Below are 20,988 nucleotides of genomic sequence, written 5' to 3'. Positions count from 1 at the left end.
AGTCTTTTTGCCGTTCAGTTCTGGAGGAAGCCTTCCAGAGCGGCGGTCGGCTTGCCGTCGCTGCCCCATGCGCCCAATTTGTAGCCGCCGTTGTAATTCGGGAACGCTTCCGGTTCCCAGTAAAAGACGCCCAGCCCTTTGCCGTTTGGCAGCGATTTCGTTTTGCTGACCATATCGGCGACAAAGCTTTTGGCCTCGGCGGGACGGTCGTAGCTCATGCCGATTTCGGAGACCATGATTTCTTTGCCGAATTTGGCAATCATGTCGTTCATGGTCGTCAGCGTCTTGCTCGTTTGGGTCGACCAGTCGCTGTAAGAAGGATAAAGTGACATCGCGATCACGTCAAAGTTGGCGCCATTGTTGATAAGCCCGCTGATGTTCCACTGAAAGACGGCGTTGTCGGCGCCGTTCGCCAGATGGACGACCGTTTTCGTCGAGCTGCTGACGGATTTTACCGCATTGTGGCCGGTGTTGACCAGCCATGCATAATTTTTCATGTTTTTGGACGCTCTGCCGTCCTCCCACAGCATCCCGTCATTCGTTTCGTTGCCCACCTGCACCCATTCCGGCGTGACACCTTTGGCTTGCATCGCGAGCATCACATCGCGGGTATAGCTGTAAACGTTGTCCATCAACTGCTGAAACGTGAAATTTTTCCAGGCGGCAGGTTTGCTTTGCGCTCCCGGGTCCGCCCAGGTGTCGCTGTAGTGCAGGGTCAGCATGATCCGGAATCCCAGCTTTTTGGCGCGCTCAGCGAGCAGGGCGGCCCGTTCCTTGTTCATGTAACCGTTGCCATAATCGGACGACGGATTGACGAACACGCGGATGCGGACGGAATTGATTTGGTAGTCATCTTTCAAAATTTGTAAAATGTCGCGCTGGACGCCTTTTTTATCCTTCCATACGTAGCCTTGGGCTTCCATGCCCGGAACCCAGCTGATGTCCGCGCCTTTTGCGAAGGCGGCAGCCGCCTCCACACGGGCCGGCCCGGCGAAGTTCCCCGAACCAGCCGCAAGCAAAGTCAGGCAAATGGCCCAGATGAACATGAGACGAAACCTTTTTCTCAACATTGCGATTCTCCTCCATTTTGTTCAAATGCAATTCATATCCAAACCGCAAGCGCTTGCAAAACTGTGAGCCTCCTTTCCGCGACCGGGATAGTATACATCCTACTTTTTTCCTGGAGAGATAAAACCGTAGAAAACTATAATAACAGGGAAAATACTATCCACTTCGCCGAAATGGATTGAATTCTGTCATGAAGCGCTTACAATGAGGGGGAGTTTGCACAAAGCCGACAAAAAGGAGGAGAAAAACGTGAAAATCAGAAAGAGGCTGGCCATTGTGCTGATGGCGGCGGCTTTGTTCCAGGCGATGCCGGTTCCCGGTTCATATGCCGCGGTTCAGCCGGAGACGCCGATCCGGGTGAATCCGATCCCGGGGATCAGCCCTGATTTTATCAAGGGCGCGGATATTTCGATGTTAAAGCAGATTGAGGATCACGGGGGCGTCTATTACGACAACGGCGTGCGCAAAGACGCTTTGCAAATTTTCAAAGACCATGGGGTAAACTGGGTTCGCCTGCGCATTTGGAACAATCCGGATGACGCCAGCCGCATCGATAGCGGTGGCGGGGAGGCGATCACGCCGGCCGGAGGCCGCAACGACGAAGCGACGACCATAGCGCTTGCCAAAAGAGCGAAAGAACTGGGCCTCAAGGTGCTGCTCGATTTCCATTACAGCGATTATTGGGCGGACCCCGGCAAGCAGTACAAGCCATATGCGTGGAGGGATTTGTCGGGAACGGCTCTAGAGCAGGCCGTATACGATTATACGAAGCGGGTGATGAGCGATCTCACCGCGCAAAATGCGGCGCCGGACATGGTCCAGATCGGCAATGAGACGAACGGCGGCATGATTTGGCCGGACGGGAAGACGTGGCGGCAAAATGCCGGCGAAACGATCGGCGGCTATGACGGTTTTGCCCGCTTGCTGGAGCAGGGGGCGAAAGCGGTGCGGGACAACGATCCGAACCGGAACGATGCCGACCGGAAGATCAAAATCATGATCCATCTCGCCGACGGCGGGGACAATGAGCTGTACCACCGGGTCTTCGACCAGTTGAAGCAAAGAAATGTCGATTATGACGTCATCGGGTTTTCTTTTTATCCTTATTGGCACGGAACGATGGAGCAGCTGCAAAAAAACATGAACGACATTAGCGCCACGTACAACAAGGAAGTGCTTGTCGCCGAAACGGCTTACGCGTACACGCTGGACAATGCCGACAGCCAGAACAACAATTTTGGCGAAAACGAGGAAAATACCGGCGGCTACAAAGCTACTGTGCAGGGACAAGCCTCGGCCGTCCGCGACGTCATGAACGTTGTGGCGCAGGTGCCTGGCGGCAAAGGACTCGGCGTTTTTTATTGGGAGCCGGACTGGATTCCGGTGAAGGGTGCTGGCTGGACGGAAGGAGCGGACAGCGGCTGGGAAAACCAGGCGATGTTCGATTTTCAGGGCAACGTTTTGCCTTCTCTGGACGTGTTCAACCGCGTTTCCGCCGGCGGCGCAGTCGTTCCGCCTGTGTTAACAGGGCTTCGCCCGGTGAATATGACCGTGACTGTAGGCTCCTCCGCAGCGCTTCCGCTGACGGTAAAAGCCGATTATTCGGAGGATTCGGTCAGGAAGCTTCCCGTCGAATGGGAAGCCGTAGATGCGGAGCTGCTGAACAAGCCGGGAACTTTCACCGTGTACGGAACGATTGCGGGTGTTTCCGAAAAAGCGTCTGCCATCGTCACGGTAGAAGGCTTAACCAACTATGTGAGCAATCCCGGCTTTGAAACGGGGAATTTTGACGGTTGGACGATTGCCGGAGATACGTCCAAATTCAGAGTGAAGAACGAGCCGTCCAACGCCCACAGCGACGATTACTCCGTTCATTACTATGCCGATCAAGCATTTCAATTTACCGTCTCGCAGACGATTACGGGCTTGAAGAACGGAACTTACACGTTGAGCGCCAGAACGCAGGGCGGCGGCGGGGAAAAAAGCATGCGCCTGTTCGCCTCGGGCTTCGGCGGCTCGACGATGACGGCGGACATTCACAATACAAAATGGCACGATTGGCAGGAGCCTGTTTTGTCAGGAATCGAGGTTACGAACGGGCAAATCACGATCGGTATCGAGGCTGATGCCGAGACGGGAAATTGGGGCAATATCGACGATTTTGTCCTTGTGACGGACCATTCGGCGGCAGCTTTGACGGCGCCGGCCCAAGTGGCGCCGGGTGCCGAATTTACGGTGCAAGCCGGCGTTAGCGGCCTCGCCTACAAGGTGTACGCACAGGATTTGACGATCAACTACGACAGCGAACGGTTCGAATTCGTGAAGGCGGAAGCTGCGGCCGAGGGCACATCGCTTGTCGACATCGACAGCAGCACGCCGGGCGTGATCAAGCTGTTGGCGGCGTCCGGCAGCGGGCTCGCGGAGCCTGCGAATGTGGCGAAGCTCACTTTTAAGGCGAAAGCGGAGGGAGCGGGCAAAATCGCCATCGGGCACGCGGAGTGGGGCACTGCTCCCCAAGGGCTCGTCATCGTGCCGGCCGCGCTCGGAAGCGCGCTGGTCACCGTAAAGAGCGGGGATACCGGAGGTTCCCCGGGGGACGGCGGCAGCAATGGAGGCAGCGGAGGCAATAGCGGTGGTAGCGGTAGCGACAATGGCAGCAACGGTAACAACGGCGGCAGTAGCGGTAGCGCTGGAAGCAGCAGTAGCGGCGGCTCGGCGAGTTCGGATAAGCCGGAGCGACGCGCCGACGGCTCGATCAAGCTGAAGCAAACGGCGGTGTATGACGCCGTTCAAAAGAAAGCGGCCGCGTCACTGGACCGCGAAACGATGAAGCAGCTGCTGAGCGAAGCCAAGAGCGTCAGCGGCAAGAAGCGTATTGCGCTGGAAATTTCCCAAGCGGAGGGCGCACAGACATACGCGCAGGAACTTCCTGCGGAGCTGTTGACGTCGGCCGCAGCCGACGTATCGGTCGAGCTGGCAACTCCGCTCGGCAGGATGACCTTGCCGGGCAGCATGCTCCAAGGAGCCGGCGTCGGAAGCGGCAATGTCACCGTCCGGATCGGCCTTGCGGACGCTGCAAAATTCGGCGGCAAGCCCGTATGGGAGCTGACGCTGCTGTCCGCGGACGGGAAAATCGTCCCGTGGCACAATCCTGATGCGCCGGTTGCCGTGTCGCTTCCGTATAAGCCGAGCGCTGAGGAAGCCGGCAGCACGGAACATCTGGTCGTCCGGTATTTGAACGCAGACGGTGAGGCGGTTCCCGTACCGAATGCGAGATACAACCCCCAAACGCAGGAAATCTCATTTACGACGGCTCATTTCAGTTTTTACACCGTGGCACACGTCCGCCAAACTTTCGCCGATCTGGATAGCGTTCAATGGGCAAAACCGGCGATCGACGTTCTCGCGTCCAAAGGTGTCGTCACAGGCACAGGCGCGCAGAGTTTCTCTCCGCAAGCGCAAGTAACCCGGGCGGATTTCCTCGTGATGCTCGTCCGCGCGCTCGGTCTTTCGGCGAAAGCGGACGCCAATTTCAGCGACGTGCGCCAAGCCGATTACTACTTTGAGGCCGTCAGCATCGCCAAAAAACTCGGAATCGCCGGCGGGGCGGGCGATAACGCATTTCATCCCGGTGAGCTTATTACGCGGCAGGACATGATGACGCTGACGCAGAGAGCGCTTCATGCGGCTAGAGCCGTGCAGGCCGGAACATCCGATGCCGCCGTTTTAAGCAGATTCGAAGATCGCTCATCGATCTCCGCGTATGCCGAGGCGCCGATAGCCGAATTGCTGCGGCAGGGCATCGTGCAAGGCGGCGGTGACCGGATAGCGCCGCAGGACGCGGCAACAAGAGCGGAAGCGGCGGTTCTCATATACCGCGCTATGCACCAATAAAACGAAGAGGAGGAAACCATCGTGCAGGTTCATAAAATGATCGGCGCAGCGGCATTGTTCGCAAGCCTGCTGTTCTCCGCCTTCATGCCGGGCTCGGCGGCTTTGGCCGATGCCCCGGCCAACCTCGTGCAAAACCCCGGCTTTGAAGCCGGGTGGAGCCCGGACCCTTGGGAAGTTGCAGGCGATGCGTCCGCCGTATCCGTAAGCGATGAAGGATCGGGCAATGCGCACACAGGTTCCAAATATTTGAAATATTACAAAGGAACCGGCTTTTCTTTTTCCGTTACGCAAACGGTGTACGGCGTGCCTGACGGCATTTATACGCTGACGGCGGCGGTGCAGGGCAACGCAGGGGCCAACCTGTCGCAAATTTTTGCCAAAGATTACGGAGATATCGAGCTGACGCAAAACTTTGCGAATACCGGATGGGGGCAATGGTCCGAGCCGGCCATCGCGAATTTCAAAGTAACCGGCGGCAAAGTGACAATCGGGATGAGAATCCAGTCCCCCGGCGAACTGTGGGGCGTGCTGGACGATGTCGCGCTGGTCAAAGTCGGGGACATCTCCGCGGAGGCGCCTGTGGTCGCTGCGATCACTCCGGTTCAGGTCACCTCCATCGTCCATGATTTGCCGCTATTGCCGACCGTCGTCACCGCCGTGTACAGCGACAAAACGGCCAAAAGCCTCCCGGTCGTCTGGGAGCCGGTCGATCCGGCCAAGCTTCAACAGCCGGGCAGCTTTGAAGTGCGCGGTTCGGTGCAGGGCACGGACGTTCCTGCAACAGCATCGATTACCGTGACGTACAAATCGATCGATGTAAACAACGATCAAGCCATGAACGTCGGCGACCTTGCAGTAGCCGTGTACTATAAAGGCTTCCGTTCGGACAATGCCGGCTGGGCCCAGGCCAAAGCGGCCGATGTGAACAACGACGGAACAGTCGATGCGGCGGACATCCAACTGATCGCCCGCAAAATCCGCAATCCGTAAGCATCGCACGGATGCGAAAATAAGCCAAGCGAAGAAGCCTCCAAACCCACTGTTCAAGCGGGGTTGGAGGCTTCAGTCTGCCCGGGAAAGCGGCGGCACTCTGCTGGGCTTGGAGGAACTAGAGGACGCGCTTAAAGTAACCGTGTCCTAACGCGCGCGCTTCTCCTGGCGCGGATAACGCCTCGACCGACCGCCATGATGCAGCGCAACACCACGCGCAGGGAGCTGAGCGGGTGTTGCGCTGCATGTCGTGCGATCAAGAGCCGGTTTGGCAAGACAGGACAGGAGAAAACCTGCAAAAGTGCAGTTTTTTTCTGCGGAAATGGTTCATTTTGGCGAAAAACCTGCGAAAGTGCAGGAATTTTCGGCGATAATGAACCTGAGCCCCTGTGTGCGGCGAAAAGCCTGCACAATTGCAGGAATTGTTCGCGGCCAGCGCATCAAGGGCGCAAATTCATGTATTTTTGCAGGTTTTCTTCGCACCCGCCCACCCCCAGACAGATTATGGCTATCGGCTCAGGTGTGGCGTGGTGCGGCGCGGGGGGGCAACAGTTGGTCAGCCTCCAAACCGCTGCTAAAGTGGAGTTGAGGAACAGCTTGCTAAGCTGTTTTCCCGCCACTTGCGGGAAATGCCTGAGCCGCTTCTTGCTCCGGCAAAAGGATCGCCCCTTAGCTGCCAAGCCAGGGGCGATCCTTTTATTTCACCGGCATCGCTTGCGCCTCGTCTTGTACGAGCGGCACAATCGGCAGCCGAATCTCAACGGTTGTGCCTTGGCCTGGGCTGCTGCGGTAATGGAGGCCGTATTGCTCGCCGTAGTACAGCTTAATGCGGCGGTTAATGTTTTTGATGCCGTAGCCGTCTTTTTTATCGTGAACATCGTTCGCGTTCAGGCGGCTCACAAGCTCGTCCGGCATGCCGACGCCATTGTCCTCGACGCACAGCACCATATCCCCATTGTCCGTATAGGAGTGGATGACAATTTCCCCATGCCGTGAATCGCCCTCCATAATCCCGTGCAAAATGGCGTTTTCCACGATAGGCTGTAGCGTGATCTTGAGCATCGTGCAGTCGTACAAGCTTTCGTCGACATCAATGTGGAACGTAATCGCGTTGCCGTAGCGCTTGTTTTGAATCTCGACGTAAAGCTGCACGTGCTTCAGCTCGTTTTCCACCGAAATGATCTCGTCGCCCTTGTTCAGGCTGATTTTGTAAAACTGGCTGAGCGCCTGCACAATTTCCGGAATATCGGGCACGTTGTGGCGGATCGCCGTCCAATTGATCAAATCGAGCGTGTTGTACAAAAAGTGCGGATTGATTTGCGACTGCAGCGCCTTCAGCTCGGCATTTTTTGCCTCCTGCCCCAGCTTGTACTGCTCGCTTATAAAAAACTTCATCCGCCCGACCATAAAGTTGAAGTTCTCCACAAGCTCCCCGACCTCGTCGCGGGTCGTCTCCACTTTGACGGTGTCCAGCTCGCCGCTCTGCACTTTGCGCATTTTGCGGATCACGATGCCGATGCGGTTCGTAATGGAGCTGGAGATGAAATACAGACAAATGTTGGCTACTATGACCAGCACGGACATGACGATGATCGTCTGCTGCCGCAGCTTCTTGCTGGTCGAGTACATCTCTTCCAGCGGAACGACGGTGACGAGTTGCCAGTCGGTGCCTTTGATCGTTTTCGCCCCGACGAGCACGCTCTCGCCGCTGCGGGTCAGCGTCTGCCAAGGGTCGTCCTGATTGGCGATGCTTTGGGTGACGGGGGCTTCGAGCAGCCACCGCTTCAACTGCCGCTCGTTGGAGCTGACAATAATGGAGCCGCTGGAATTTTGCAAATAAGCGACCCCATTTTGCGTCGTATTCGCCCGTTTCACGATATCTTTCAGCATTTCCTCGCGGATATCGATGCTCAGCACGCCGACATTGTCGTCCAGGGCGCTGAAATTTTTGATGTAGCGGATCGAATGAATCGCTTTCTGCTCGGGATCTCGGAGCGCCGGAACCGCTTCCTCGTCGGAAATCCACTTCATTTTGCCCGTAGCTTGTTTAAGCAGCTGTTCCGTCGGGGAGCCGGCAAACAAGCTGATCGGATAAAACATCGTCTGCTCGTTCGAATAAATCAGCCCGTCTTTAATAAAAAGCCGGATTTTGACGATATCGTCCACCTTTTGAAAGGAGGAAAGATTCAGCGACAAGTTCTGAAAATCGCGCAGCTGATCGGATAGCGTATACGTCGCGACCGGGCGCGACAGCATGTCGTTCATATGGCTGTCGACTACGATGCTGTCGGAAATTTCGATAATTTTGCCTAACTTGTAGTTGAGGAACGAATCGGTTTGCTCCAGCACCTGTTTGGTCGAGAACAGCACTTCCGAATTGACGGTTTCCGAGCTTTGCTTGTAGGACATATAGGATAAAATGCTGAGCGTGATCATGATGAGCAGCGAATTGAAAATCATCAATTTTTGCTTGAGCTTCAAGTTGCGCAGCAGCTGCCACATGCTCATGAGTATTTCTCCTTATATTCCGTCGGCGTCATACCCGTCAGTTTTTTGAACGTTTTGGCAAAATAATTGGCATCCTGGAAGCCGACGAGGGCGGCGATTTCATAAAGCTTGCGCTTGCGGTCGCGCAGCAGCTCCTGCGCCCGCTCGATGCGCAATTCGGTTATATACTGGTTGATGGTCGAGCCCGTCTCTTTTTTAAATTGCAGGCTCAAATAGTTCGGCGTCAAATACAGCGCATCGGAAATCGATTTAATCGACAAATCCGGCTCGTCGACATGTTTGAGCACATGCTTTTGAATGCTGAGCGCGATGGAGCCGCCCTGTTCTCTTTGCTCCAAATACCCGAAAAACCGCTCCAGCTTGCCCAAGACGTACTGCTCTACCTCAGCCAACGTATGGAGCTGGACGATGATGTTCCACAAAAACTGCTCCCCGGCGCCCTCCTCCGACAGCGGCACATTTTTTTTGTCCCCTGCCCGGTAAATGGCCAACAGCATTTTGAAGAAAAAGTTTTTGGCGCTGTTGACCAGCGTGTCTTCGTTGTCGGCGATTTCTCCGGCCGCCTGCTTGACAACGGACATCGCCTGTTCCTTCTGCTCGGCCGCAAGGTGGGCGGAGAACTGTTCGATCCAGTGATCGTCGAGCGGGTGGGAGCGCTTGTGCGATTCGAACTCCCGGTAAACGGTCACCTGGTTGTAGCCTAGAAAAAATTGGCGCTGCACCGCGACGATCGCCGTTTGGTAAGACTCCAGCGCGCGGTGGGCGCGGTATACGATTTGCCCGATCCCGATGAACGTCTTCACGGGTTCGTTCAACAAGGTCTGCAGCTCTCCGCGGATGCGGCCCAGCGGGATGACGAGCTGGTTGGCATCGGCCAGCCGCTTGCTGTACGCGTGAATGACGATATGCTGCAAGTCCTTGAAGCCGCAAAAGCATTCCAGCTCGTAGTCCGCGCACACCGCTTCGATCCGCTCGAAGAGCGTCTTCTTGCTGGCCTGCAGCAGGTGCAGGGCGGCGTCCTCCAGCCCGAGCAGCTTGACGACGACCGAGGCGAGCGCCGCCCCGGGCGGAATGTCCTTGCCGGTGAGCAGCAGGGCTTCGGCCAGTTCCTCCGGGGTGAGCGGCTTGCTGGCGAGCTGCAGGGCGAACTCCTCCCGGAGCAAAGTCATGCTCATGCTCAGCTTGTGCTCCATCGTCGATTCCTTCAAGCGGCGGGACTGCTCTTCCTGCAGCAGCGCTGCGGCTTCGCGGATATGCTTTTTGATCTCTTCCAGGTTGACCGGCTTTTCCAAATAATCAAGCGCTTGCAGTTGTATCGCCGATTTTAAATACGCTTTGTCCGCGTAGCTGCTCAAAAAGATGATTTTGCAATGAGGAAGCGCCTCTCTAAGCTTCGTCGCGAACTGAATGCCGTCCATCCGCGGCATCTTCACATCGGTAAGCACGATGTCGGGCTTGTACTGCATGCTGAGCTGGAGCGCTTGCAGGCCGTCCTCGGCGTCTTTGACCATATCGATGCCGAGCTCGCGCCAAGGAATGAAATGCATGAGCCCGTCGCGGGTCATTTTTTCATCATCGACAATAAGTAATTTTAACAACGGTGATGCCCCCTAAAACTGCAGAAAATTTCGGATGATGGTATTCATCATATAGGCTGGTTCTTGTTAAATCAAGCCCGTGTGCGTCCGGCAAACCGTGTTGAATATTCCTTACTTTTATAGTTTTATTCTATTTTTTTCGCGTCCCCGCAGCCCTATGATAGAACTATGAAAAGCACAGACAGCCAGAAAGAGGGGACAATAAGGATGAACGCAATTGGACGGGGATTTTTCGGAGAAATACGCAAAAACAAAGTGAAGTTTTTGATGATTTTGCCCGCTGTCCTGTTTTTCTTTGTCATGGCGTACCTGCCGATGGCGGGGATTGTCATTGCATTTAAACAGTATAACTACACGGAAGGCATTTTCGGCAGCCCCTGGGTCGGGCTGGACAATTTCAAGTACTTTTTCGAATCGGGCCAGCTTTACCGGGTGACGATCAACACGGTTTTGTATAATACGGCCTTTATCATCATCAACAACGGGCTGGAGATTTTGTTTGCGATTATTCTCGCGGAGATGGCCGGCAAGCGCCTCCGCAAATTGCTGCAGTCGGCCGTATTTTTGCCTTACTTCATCTCGTGGGTTGTGGTAGGCGCGTTTGTCTACAACTTCTTCAACTACGAATTCGGCTCGGTGAACACGTTTCTCAAATCCATCGGCATGGAACCGATCGACGTGTACTCGAACCCGACGGCCTGGGTGTTTATTCTGATCTTCTTCTCAGCGTGGAAATCCGTCGGATACGGCACCGTCTTTTACCTGGCGGCGATTATGAACATCGACAATGAGACGTACGAAGCCGCCGAGATTGACGGCGCGAACATTTTTCAACGCATCCGCCTTATTACGCTGCCTGCGCTTGTGCCGACGATCATTATTTTGCTGCTGCTTTCGGTCGGCAATATCGTCAGAGGAGACTTCCAGCTGTTCTTCCAGGTTGTCGGCGACAACGGGCTCGTTTTTGACGCAACGGATGTGATCGACACGTTCGTCGTCCGCTCGCTCCTCAACATTCAGGAATTCGGGATGTCGTCTGCTGCAGGCGTATATCAATCCGTCATCTCGTTCATCATCATTATGACAGTCAATACCATCGTGCGAAAAGTGGAAAAAGATTACGCTTTATTTTAGGGGGGGAAACCGATGCGAAAAATACAAGCAGACAGACTATGGTTTAACCTTGTCGGTTATGTGCTCATTGGCAGTTTTGCCATTCTCTGTATTCTGCCGTTTATCATGGTGGTGACGGGCTCGTTCACGCCGCAGGAATTGATCGTGACCGACGGATACCGGCTCATTCCGCGATCGTTCTCGCTGGCCGCCTACGATATTTTATTCGAGTCGTCGGGCAAATTGTTCAGAGCCTACGGGGTTACGATCTTCGTCACGGCCGTCGGAACGGCTGTCGGGCTCTTATTGACCGCGATGACCGCCTACGTGCTGAACTGCCAGGATTTCAAGTACCGGAACCATTTCGCGTTTTACTTTTATTTCACGACGTTGTTCAGCGGCGGACTCGTTCCGTGGTATATTCTGATCGTCAAATATTTGCATTTGAAAAATAATCTGCTAGCATTAATTATTCCGCTCCTGCTGAACGTGTTCTATATCCTGATCATGCGCAGTTTCGTCAGCGCGATTCCGGAGGCGATCAAGGAATCCGCCAAAATCGACGGCGCCGGCGATTTCACCATTTTCACGCGGCTTATTTTGCCGCTTCTGCAATCGGCGCTGGCGACCATCGGTCTGTTCATCGCGCTGAATTACTGGAACGACTGGTTCAACTCGATGCTTTTCATCGACAACGAAAAACTGTACAACCTGCAATATTTCCTGTACCAAATTTTGAGCAAGCTCGATTTCGTCAGCGCGGCGATGACGCAAGCGGGAATCTCTTTGCCTACGATGCCGACCGATTCCTACAAAATGGCGATGACGCTCGTAGCGACAGGCCCGATCGTGCTGCTGTACCCGTTCGTGCAGCGGTATTTCGTCAAAGGCATTACGATCGGCGCGGTCAAAGGATAAAATCGGCTTGCCCGATTTATCATATATACACATAATTGAAAGGGGAAAACAAACATGATAAAGAGCTTGAAATGGAAAGGCCTCGTTGCTGTACCGATGGCACTGTCGCTTGCCCTGGCCGGCTGCTCGTCGTCGAAGACGGCGGAGCCTGGCAAATCGCCGGAGGCCAGCGCGGCGCCGACTGCGGCTTCCGCGACAGGCTCCCAAAAAGCCGATACGTCCAAAGAAGTGAAGCTGAAAATGTATCTGCTCGGGGACAAGCCCAAAGATTTCGATCTCGTCTACGGCGAAGTCAACAAAATGTTGAAGCAGGACATTAACGCTACGGTGGACGTCAGCTTCCTGTCCTGGGGAGACTGGCAGCAAAAATACCCGCTGCTGTTCGCATCCGGGGAAGATTTCGACCTGATTTATACCGCCAACTGGGCGCAGTACAACACCCAGGCGACGAAAGGCGGATTTTTGGAAATTACGCAGGATATGCTGAAACAATATGCCCCCAAAACCGCGGCAAGCATTTACCCGGAAGCTTGGGAGCAGTCGAAGCTGAACGGCAAAGTGCACATGCTGCCGATGAATTTTAAAGAAATTCAGGGCGTTATCTCGCTGTTCCGCGGTGACCTGGCCGAGAAATACAACGTGGACGTCAAAGACGCGGCGTCGAGCTCGATCAATATGGCGAAGTATTACGAGCCAGTCGCAAAAGGCGAAAAAGGGCTGCTGCCGATCAACGGAGCCGGTTTGCAATGGGTTGGTTATCCGATCTACTTGCCTAAGGACAAGATGAAAAACTGGTTCGAAATCGGCGGCACCGGCAACTTCTCCATGTGGTACAATGCTTCGGACAAAGATGTGAAGGCGGTTTCTTTATACGACACGGACTTCTTCACGGAAGGCGTCAAAGTATCTTCCGATTGGGCGGGCAAAGGCTACTGGTCCAAAAGCGCGATGGTCAGCAAAACGACCGACAACGACGCGTTCAAAAACGGCAAAGCGGCAATCGTCAGCGGCAACCTCTCCACAATGAACTCTTTGTACACAACTGTGAACAAAGAACATCCGGACTGGAAAGTCATTGCGGCAGACACCAACTACGGCAATCCGGTCGATTTGAAGCCGTACATCCAGAACGGCGTTGCGATCAACAAAAACTCGAAAAATCCGGAGCGCGCTCTGATGATGCTCGATTTGTTCCGCAACGATCCGCGGTATTTCGACCTGACGTTCTACGGCATCAAAGGCAAGCACTATGACATAGGCGCGGACGGCAAAAGCATCAAGCTGCTGGCCGACAGCCCGAACTATGCTCCTGAGGGCGCATGCCCTTGGGGATGGCGCGAAGACAAGCTCGTCCGCCCGATCGAAGGCGGCATTCCGAACTACAACGAGCTGCGCGACAACATGCTCAAAACAGCTGTAACGGCGCCGCTCCAAGCGTTCAACTTCGACGACAGCAAAGTGAAAAACGAGCTTGCGGCCGTGAACAACATTTTGACGCAATACGTGAAACCGCTGACTTTCGGCGTTGTGAAATCCGATGCGGACGCCGAGATCAAAGACGTCAGAAAACGTCTGGAAGATGCGGGAAGCAAAAAAATCGTAGACGAATTCAATCGTCAAATCGGCGAGTTTTTAGCGGCTCAAAAGAAATAGAAATTTGAGGCTATGACCTTATGCGCGGCGGGTGCCGCTTGCGGGATATGTTTGATCCGCGGGCGGCACCCGCCGTTTTTTTTCGCGCAATAAACACTGTTTTTTTAACAAAAATAACCGATTTCTGAATTCTTTACGCTTCCCAAAAGATGGATAATGAAAATGTAAGCGCTATCTGTTTGCATTTAAACAGAACCAGGGGAGGAAATAGAGATGAAAAAAACGTTCTGGGCGTGAATGCGCTCGAAACGACGCTGGACGTGAACACACTGAAAAGCTTGAATATCGACCTGCCGGGTAAAGACTGGACTTGGGACGATTTTGAGGCGTTAGCCGCCAAGGCAAAAGCAGGAGGCAAGCAGGTCGGAGGATTTGCGCAGCGTTACGAAGTTTATTTCCCTTATTATTTGAGATCGCTCGATCAAAAAATGTACAATGCCGACGGAACCGCGCTCGGCTACGCGGATGACAAGCCTTTTATCGATTTCTTCAAACGATATCAACAATGGTATGACGCCGGATACGTGCTCTCGCTCGACAAGGAATCGCAAAAGAAAGGCGTAGCGGAGGAAGATGAAATCCTGCTCGGCCACGCCGTCTCGGGCCACGGCTGGTCCAACCAGTTCCTGGCGGTTGCCAACCTCATCAAGGACCGCCCGCTCGAGCTGTACCCGATGCCCGGACGCAACGGCAGCAAAGCGCTGTACCTGAAGCCGAGCATGTATTTCTCCGTGACAAACAGTTCGAAGCAAAAGGAGGAAGCAGCCAAATTCATCAGCTTCTTCGTCAACGATATCGAAGCGAACAAATTGATCAAAGGCGACCGGGGCGTGCCGGTATCTTCGAAAGTGGAGGACGCGCTCAAACCGCTTTTAAGCGCCAATGAAGTGAAAATCTTTGATTATGTCGCCTGGGCCGAGCAAAACAGCAGCCCGATGGACCCTCCGAGCCCTGTAGGCTCGATTGAAGTCGAGAAACTGCTGAAAGCCGCAGGGGAGCAAATCTTGTACAAAAAAATATCCGTCGAAGAGGCGGCGACCAAGTTCCGCAAAGACGCAAACGCCATTTTGGAGAAAAACAAAAGTTCTAAATAAAGCCACCACGGTATGAAGCATACGGCTAACCCCTGCTCCCCTGTTCCCCCTGAGAACAGGCGGTGTGCGGGGGCTTTTGCCATCATGCGAAAGCCCGCATCCCTGCACTATTCGGCAATCCGGTCTTGCGCGAAAGCCGAATCAATGGAATAATTTGCAGGAGAAGCAATCTTTTTAATAAGAAAAGAGGCGGTGCGAGATGCCCAAAATATTGTTATGTTATCCGAACGGAAAACATAAAGCGCTTACGATGAGCTACGATGACGGCAGAGCGGCTGACCGGAGGCTGGTCGGCATATTTAACCGGAACGGGATCAAGGGGACGTTCCACTTGAATTCGGGGATGTTCGGCGAAGGCGACCGCCTCACGGAGGCCGAGGCTCCTTCGCTGTATCAGGGGCACGAGGTTTCCGCCCATACGCTGACCCATCCGACCATTGCGCGCTGCCCCAAAGAGCAGCTCGTCCATGAAATCATGGAAGACCGCAAAAGACTGGAGCAAACTTTCGGATATACGGTGAGAGGCATGTCTTATCCGAACGGTTCGTTCAACAAGCAAATCAAAGACATGCTCCCGCACCTCGGAATCGAGTACGCCCGAGTCGTGCAAACGACGAAAGACTTTGGCATTCCCGACGATTGGCTGGAGTGGAAGCCGACCTGTCACCATAAAGACAACCTGCTGCCGCTTGCCGAAAGCTTCATAGCTCTGCACAAACAGCAGTATCTGTATTTAATGTACGTATGGGGGCACAGCTATGAATTCGATACGGACAACAACTGGGAGCTGATTGAGCAATTTTGCGAGCTTGCCGGCGGCAGAGACGATATTTGGTACGCGACGAACATGGAAATCGTGGATTACTTTCAAGCGTTTCATCGGCTTAAGTTTTCGGCTGCACAGGATTTTGTGTACAATCCGTCCTCGTCATCCGTATGGCTCAGCGTCGATCAACATATTATGGAAGTGAAGGGCGGCAGTCAAACAAGACTTACGGCAATACCGGTACAAACTTAACGAATAGAGGAGGCACCAAACCTATGCAAACCTTGCAGGCGGAAGAACTGCTCAAGCGAGTATTTGAACGAATGATTTCAGCCAATAAAGACAATTCGAACGACCACATGAATTTCGATACTTGGGAATGGCCTGTCGGCGTGGCTCTGTTCGGGCTGTACAAATATTACCGGCGCACCGGACGCGAAGCGTATTTGACTTTCATGACCGATTGGTTCGACCGTCACATGCAGGAGGGCCTGCCCAGCAAAAATGTGAACACCGTAGCCCCCTTGCTGACGATGGCGCATATTTACGAAATAAGCCGCAATGAATCATACCTGAATACTTGCCTGGAGTGGACGGATTGGATCATGAACGGCATGCCGAGGACGGAAGAAGGCGGCCTTCAGCATATTACGATACTCGATGCGAACGACAGGCAGCTTTGGGACGATACGCTGTTCATGACCGTGCTGTTTTTAGCGAAAATGGGACAAATCACCGGCAAAAAAGAACTGCAGGAAGAAGCCGAATATCAGTTTTTGCTACATATCAAATACTTGTATGATACGCCGACAGGCCTCTGGTATCACGGCTGGAACTTTATCGGCAGGCACGCGTACGGCAAGTCGCTGTGGGCCCGCGGGAACTGCTGGTTCACATCCAGCGTTGTGGAGTTCCTTGAGCTGACAGGGCTTGAAGGGGCGCTGAAACGATACTTACTGGAAACGCTGCACGCCCAGGTCGAGCGGCTGAGCGAGCTGCAGGAGCCGGACGGCATGTGGCATACGCTGCTCATGGACCCGGGTTCCTACGTCGAAACCTCGGCCACAGCCGGTTTTGGTTATGGCATTCTTAAGGGGATCCGCCTCGGCTACCTCCCTGAACGCTTTAAAGAAACGGGACGCAAAGCGCTCGAAGCCGTCGTTAACCGGATCGGCGAAGACGGAACCGTCACCGGAGTATCATATGGCACAGCGATCGGCATGAACGACGATCATTACAAAGCAATTCCGCTTACACCCACAGCGTATGGCCAGGCACTGGCAATCATGCTGCTGTCCGAAGCGATGGAGCTCTCTCCCCAATCATAAGTTTACAAAATTACATGGCTGACGCCCGATTGAATTTAGTGAAATCGGCTGCGATCAGCCATGATGCGTTGTACACAGTTCAGCTTCGAATATCAAACCCCGCTATCAACCCCCCGCCCCGATTTCTTCGGATTCCTCTAAAGTAACAATCAATTTTCTTTGAAGAGTAAACATAACTATAAAAAGTAAACATAACAAAACCTATAATTAAGTTGACTGAATTTCAATTCCATAATAAAATAAATCAGAGAGTAACTGAAAACGGTTTCTTTCTCGTTCGTAAAAATCCAGTTTTTTCGAAAGAGGGATTGGGAGATGTTCGTCTATTCAGACTCCATGAGTGAACGCAGCTTGAATGAAAAACTTTCCGCTCGGGATTTGAGCCATTCTTATATATTTCCCGCCATTGCTTTAGTTGAACTGTCAGAACTCCATAACGTCGAGAACGGTTTGTACAAGGAACTGGAGAAGCTTGCACATTTTCTCAAACTAACCTTGTCTGACAGTAACGACGTTTTTGTTTTTATGGACGGCTTGGACCGGATAGGTATACTATTCTCGTGGCATTCAAAGGGAATGGCCGAACTGCTTCAGGAAAAAATCGTTCAATATCCTACCTGCAAGGTAAATATCGGAGTCGGCAAACCGTCCGATCATCTGGATTGCATCTATGAATCTTATCGGCAAGCTTCGCGCGCCCTGCAGCACATGTTCTACCTCGGGCATGGGAAAGTCGCGTATTACGACGACATCAAAGAGAACCGGCAAGCCTGTGAATACCCGGACGCTCTGGAGAAGGCGCTGTTCACTGCGCTGATGTCCGGGTGCAAAAACGCGGAGCTGCATCAAGAAATCGAAGCTTTTTACAAAACCATCCTTCAAAACGGCACCGTTGCAGTCAATGAAATTTACGAAATATCAATTCGCTTATTAATCGGAATCGAAAAGAGAGCCGCATCGGAATTCGGCAGCGATCTTGACTGCCGCCAATTCGATATCGTTTCAATTGTACGGATGAACACGCTTCAGGAAGTAATCACCCATGTCCGAAAATGCCTCGAACAACTCGGCCATGCCATCTCGCAAAAATACAACAGCGCACACTCCAGCATCATTCAAAAAACGATTCAGAACATGGAAAAATACTGCGAACACGCAACCCTGCACAATATGGCGCAAAAAGTCTACATGACGCCAACTTACCTGAGCCTGCTGTTCAAAATGAACACAGGCAAAACCTTTATCGAACAACTGACAGAAATCCGAATGAACAAAGCCAAACAACTGCTCCGCAACACTTACCTCAAAAACTATGAAGTCGCCGAAAAAGTAGGCTATCAAGACTCCCGTTACTTTAGCCAAATCTTCAAAAAGAAAGTCGGCCTATCCCCAAGCGACTACAGAGAATCGTACCACCGATAAATATTTGCCAAAGCAGCCGACGAAACGGCACAAGAAACACAGCACAAACAGCAAGATCAGACCAGGTTAAGAACCTAAGAAACTTAAAAGCATGGTATGTGGAGGGGAGGAGTGAGACGAGATGATATACTTTCAACCACTGCTTATGACCACTATCCCATCAACTCAGATACAACGCACAAACCAATATTAAAAAACACTACCATGATAGTTGACCCATGATAACTGACTCTCGGATTTTGAATCTCTCTTGAAGCTACTCTAAACCAGTCATTAATCCAATCTAAACTCCCTGTAGGGACTATGATGCGATTTTCGCAACTTGTGAAACTGATGGAGAAGTAGCGAAACATATTCGTGTTAAATGGGGGAATGGCGGCTCGGTACGAATGGAGAGATTCAAACGGTAGCTGAATTCGTCCAGATAGTTTTGCAAGTATTTATGTCCAATTCCATGAAAATTTTTATTGATCCACTTGCCGGCTTGAGCGGCAATGGCTAATAAGGAGCGGAAGCGTTTGGGGCTATAGCGGCCGGTTATGATTTGGACATCGCTAGTTTGAGGTTCTACATGCTTCTTAATAAATGTGGCGTCTTCAGACCGTAAAATAACGCTGTTGTGAATGTTTGCCTCTGAAATCAGCTTCATTTTCAAGTAATTGGATTCTCCGTGCTCGTTAAGCGAAGAGCCGATGAGAAAATAGTGCTCCTGCGGATGCTTCCGAATAGAGGGATTGTACGGTTTTCCGTAGATGGCGGAATTAATCCTTACAATGCCGGACAACAGAGCGGATTGGTCGGCCTCACTAATCATTTTGCGTATTTTGTGGAGGATCAGCCAGGCTGTTTTATATGTAACTTGAATGATTTTTGAGAGTTCTACTGCGTTAATGCCCTGATCGGCGGGGCGGGAAACTAGGAACATAGCAATCAACCATTTGCGCAAATCCGTCCGGCTACCTTCCAGGATCGTGCCTGCAGTAAGCGACGTTTGGTGGCGGCAATGCCGGCATTCGTAAAGCGGGAGCCGCCGTGTGCCTGTCACATAGGCATGTTGGTGTCCGCATCGAGGGCAAACAAACCCGATAGGCCATTTCGTCTGAAACAAATACTCCACACATGCTTCTTCAGTAGCAAAATGCTGACAAAACTGCTCTAAAGACACACTACAGTTCATTTCATCCATCGATTTGCCCCCTCCCAACGCCAAAAAGCAAACATATGTTCTTTTTACATGTTACCAAACATTTGTTCTTGTTTCAAGTGGTTTGGTGAAAATTTTTAAAAAGTAAAGTTGCGCCACTGAGCAAAAGGGATAGTGGTCGGAAGGGGCATCGTTGAGATACGGCATCCTGCGTTTGAATAATTGGGGTTAGTGTCTGATAGGTAAGTCTCCAGGATACAGCCTCTTACGTCTGAGTAATTGGGATAGTGACTGAAAGGAAGAACAGCGGGATACGGCCTTCTGTATCTGAGTAAAGGGGATAGTGCTAAGAGGGATGACTATTGGGATATAAGCAAGCCGAATCTGAGTAGTAGGAAAGCGGTCGAAAGGGTATGTCGTCAGGGGAAGCATCTTGTATCTGAGCAAAGGGGATAGCGAAGTATTTTGTCTCTGTAGGAGGATGGATAAAAGGTGCGCTCGGGGACATCTAAGAAGGACTGGAGGCTTGAACCTCCGGTCCTTTGTTTGTATTATCTGGCTTCCTACAGCTCGTTGGTCCACTCTAAGTGCCGGTAGGGGGCGGCGTCTCCGGTTGTTTCGAACCATGTGAGAAAGTCGTTCCAAATGGCGGTTGTCCAGGGGGAGTCGATTTGGGCTGTTGTGTAGGCTCCTTCTTTCAGGCGGACGAAGCCGAATATGTCGCGGACCTGGGATTTTTCCGCTTGGATGAGCGCAGGTTCGGCCAGATGCGGCGGAATAAAGATGACCCCGGACGGAGTGCCCAGCACAACGTCGCCGGGCATGCAGATGGCTCGTCCGATTCTGCAAGGCGTATTTAGGCCGACTAACGATACATCGCCAATGGCCGTAGGATCGCTGCCACGGTAATAGACGTTGATGCCTTCTATTTTTTCGACCTGTTGATTGTCGCGAATGCCTCCCCAAATGACGGCGCCGCCTGTTTTGGTTTTCGCCGCGATTGCCGTGGACAGGTTGCCGCCTACGAATGTTCCTTCGTACACTTTATCGAACATGTCGACGACTGCCACATCGCCTTCCTCCAAAATATCGATGACCCACTGATTGAAAAAACCGCTTCTGCCTTCCTGTTGATGACCGTAGTTCAGCAATGTTTCGTGGAGGTCGGGGCGTTTTGGCACGAGTACGGCTGTCACCGCTCTGCCCGCCATTATTTTGTTCGGATGGATGATTTTAAAATCGCCTTCAAACTGGTAGCGGTAGCCGGCGTTCCAAAGGGGCCCCCATGCTTCCTCCAATGTAATTCTTGTCATCCTGTGTAAAATGTCGTCCGGAACCCGCGGCCGTCCGTTCGGAAATCTGTCGCCTTGCCATAGCGGAGTAAGCTGTTTGATGGTTTCAGGATCGTCGTATTTCATGTTCGCATCCCTCTTTTCTCACGGTTATTATGTCTTATGGTAAAGAAAAATAAGGGATTGTCGACAGTGAATTT

General features: G+C 52.6%; 13 protein-coding genes and 1 pseudogene. 9 read left to right on the top strand and 5 right to left on the bottom strand.

The genetic code is table 11. The features are described 5' to 3' along the window. Positions 1 to 14: 14 nt before the first annotated feature. The gene (locus tag AC6RNO_RS22280) at positions 15 to 1,070 is read right to left on the bottom strand and encodes a glycosyl hydrolase 53 family protein (protein WP_497106798.1); all 1,056 of its coding nucleotides are present in this window, start codon (positions 1,068 to 1,070) and stop codon (positions 15 to 17) included. Between the two features lie 247 nt (positions 1,071 to 1,317). Here AC6RNO_RS22280 and AC6RNO_RS22275 point away from each other — a divergent pair, with 247 nt between their 5' ends. Further along, positions 1,318 to 4,962 carry a glycosyl hydrolase 53 family protein gene (locus AC6RNO_RS22275; protein ID WP_497106797.1) on the top strand — a complete coding sequence of 1,215 codons (3,645 nt, stop codon included), beginning with the start codon at positions 1,318 to 1,320 and terminating at the stop codon, positions 4,960 to 4,962. Positions 4,963 to 4,983: 21 nt separating this feature from the next. After that, entirely contained in the window at positions 4,984 to 5,952 is a 969-nt protein-coding gene (locus AC6RNO_RS22270; RefSeq protein WP_497106796.1) for an Ig-like domain-containing protein, read from the top strand. A 696-nt stretch (positions 5,953 to 6,648) separates the two neighbouring features. Here the strand turns inward: AC6RNO_RS22270 and AC6RNO_RS22265 are convergent. Further along, the gene (locus AC6RNO_RS22265; protein WP_497106795.1) at positions 6,649 to 8,460 is read right to left on the bottom strand and encodes a histidine kinase; all 1,812 of its coding nucleotides are present in this window, start codon (positions 8,458 to 8,460) and stop codon (positions 6,649 to 6,651) included. Beyond that, on the bottom strand, positions 8,457 to 10,058 hold the full coding sequence (locus AC6RNO_RS22260; protein ID WP_497106794.1) for a response regulator: 1,602 nt from the start codon (positions 10,056 to 10,058) through the stop codon (positions 8,457 to 8,459). Before AC6RNO_RS22260 ends, AC6RNO_RS22265 begins: the two co-directional genes overlap by 4 nt. 207 nt (positions 10,059 to 10,265) lie before the next feature. On the opposite strand from AC6RNO_RS22260, the gene AC6RNO_RS22255 reads away from it, so the two are divergent. The 7 genes and pseudogenes from AC6RNO_RS22255 (at position 10,266) to AC6RNO_RS22225 (ending at position 18,352) form a co-directional block, all read left to right on the top strand. After that, positions 10,266 to 11,192 (top strand): ABC transporter permease, encoded by a 927-nt coding sequence (locus tag AC6RNO_RS22255; protein ID WP_474683284.1) that lies wholly within the window; start codon positions 10,266 to 10,268, stop codon positions 11,190 to 11,192. Positions 11,193 to 11,204: 12 nt separating this feature from the next. Further along, entirely contained in the window at positions 11,205 to 12,089 is an 885-nt protein-coding gene (locus tag AC6RNO_RS22250) for a carbohydrate ABC transporter permease (protein WP_488437189.1), read from the top strand. Between the two features lie 54 nt (positions 12,090 to 12,143). After that, on the top strand, positions 12,144 to 13,742 hold the full coding sequence (locus AC6RNO_RS22245; RefSeq protein ID WP_488437190.1) for an ABC transporter substrate-binding protein: 1,599 nt from the start codon (positions 12,144 to 12,146) through the stop codon (positions 13,740 to 13,742). A 227-nt stretch (positions 13,743 to 13,969) separates the two neighbouring features. Further along, positions 13,970 to 14,836: pseudogene (locus tag AC6RNO_RS22240) on the top strand (extracellular solute-binding protein); the annotation flags it as partial. A gap of 199 nt (positions 14,837 to 15,035) precedes the next feature. Then, positions 15,036 to 15,854 carry a polysaccharide deacetylase family protein gene (locus AC6RNO_RS22235; RefSeq protein ID WP_488437191.1) on the top strand — a complete coding sequence of 273 codons (819 nt, stop codon included), beginning with the start codon at positions 15,036 to 15,038 and terminating at the stop codon, positions 15,852 to 15,854. A gap of 23 nt (positions 15,855 to 15,877) precedes the next feature. Beyond that, a complete protein-coding gene (bglB, locus tag AC6RNO_RS22230) occupies positions 15,878 to 16,930 on the top strand; it encodes a beta-galactosidase BglB (RefSeq protein ID WP_497106793.1) in 1,053 nt (350 codons plus the stop codon). Positions 16,931 to 17,245: 315 nt separating this feature from the next. Further along, positions 17,246 to 18,352 (top strand): helix-turn-helix domain-containing protein, encoded by a 1,107-nt coding sequence (locus AC6RNO_RS22225; RefSeq protein WP_488437193.1) that lies wholly within the window; start codon positions 17,246 to 17,248, stop codon positions 18,350 to 18,352. 301 nt (positions 18,353 to 18,653) lie between these two features. Here the strand turns inward: AC6RNO_RS22225 and AC6RNO_RS22220 are convergent, their stop codons facing one another. Then, the gene (locus AC6RNO_RS22220; protein ID WP_488437194.1) at positions 18,654 to 19,538 is read right to left on the bottom strand and encodes a transposase; all 885 of its coding nucleotides are present in this window, start codon (positions 19,536 to 19,538) and stop codon (positions 18,654 to 18,656) included. A 521-nt stretch (positions 19,539 to 20,059) separates the two neighbouring features. After that, positions 20,060 to 20,914 carry an RraA family protein gene (locus AC6RNO_RS22215; protein ID WP_497106792.1) on the bottom strand — a complete coding sequence of 285 codons (855 nt, stop codon included), beginning with the start codon at positions 20,912 to 20,914 and terminating at the stop codon, positions 20,060 to 20,062. Positions 20,915 to 20,988 lie beyond the last annotated feature (74 nt).

Source organism: Paenibacillus sp. sgz302190, from assembly GCF_059820445.1.
The sequence above is the reverse complement of the archived record's forward strand: the minus strand, read 5'-3'. Positions and strand labels throughout refer to the sequence as shown.

What these genes read in the sequence shown, in the direction of transcription:
- AC6RNO_RS22235 (WP_488437191.1), top strand. Translation starts at nt 15,036, where the DNA reads ATGCCCAAAATATTGTTATGTTATCCGAACGGAAAACATAAAGCGCTT.
- AC6RNO_RS22265 (WP_497106795.1), bottom strand. Translation starts at nt 8,460, where the DNA reads ATGAGCATGTGGCAGCTGCTGCGCAACTTGAAGCTCAAGCAAAAATTG.
- AC6RNO_RS22245 (WP_488437190.1), top strand. Translation starts at nt 12,144, where the DNA reads ATGATAAAGAGCTTGAAATGGAAAGGCCTCGTTGCTGTACCGATGGCA.
- AC6RNO_RS22225 (WP_488437193.1), top strand. Translation starts at nt 17,246, where the DNA reads ATGTTCGTCTATTCAGACTCCATGAGTGAACGCAGCTTGAATGAAAAA.
- bglB (WP_497106793.1), top strand. Translation starts at nt 15,878, where the DNA reads ATGCAAACCTTGCAGGCGGAAGAACTGCTCAAGCGAGTATTTGAACGA.
- AC6RNO_RS22215 (WP_497106792.1), bottom strand. Translation starts at nt 20,914, where the DNA reads ATGAAATACGACGATCCTGAAACCATCAAACAGCTTACTCCGCTATGG.
- AC6RNO_RS22255 (WP_474683284.1), top strand. Translation starts at nt 10,266, where the DNA reads ATGAACGCAATTGGACGGGGATTTTTCGGAGAAATACGCAAAAACAAA.
- AC6RNO_RS22250 (WP_488437189.1), top strand. Translation starts at nt 11,205, where the DNA reads ATGCGAAAAATACAAGCAGACAGACTATGGTTTAACCTTGTCGGTTAT.
- AC6RNO_RS22280 (WP_497106798.1), bottom strand. Translation starts at nt 1,070, where the DNA reads ATGTTGAGAAAAAGGTTTCGTCTCATGTTCATCTGGGCCATTTGCCTG.
- AC6RNO_RS22220 (WP_488437194.1), bottom strand. Translation starts at nt 19,538, where the DNA reads ATGGATGAAATGAACTGTAGTGTGTCTTTAGAGCAGTTTTGTCAGCAT.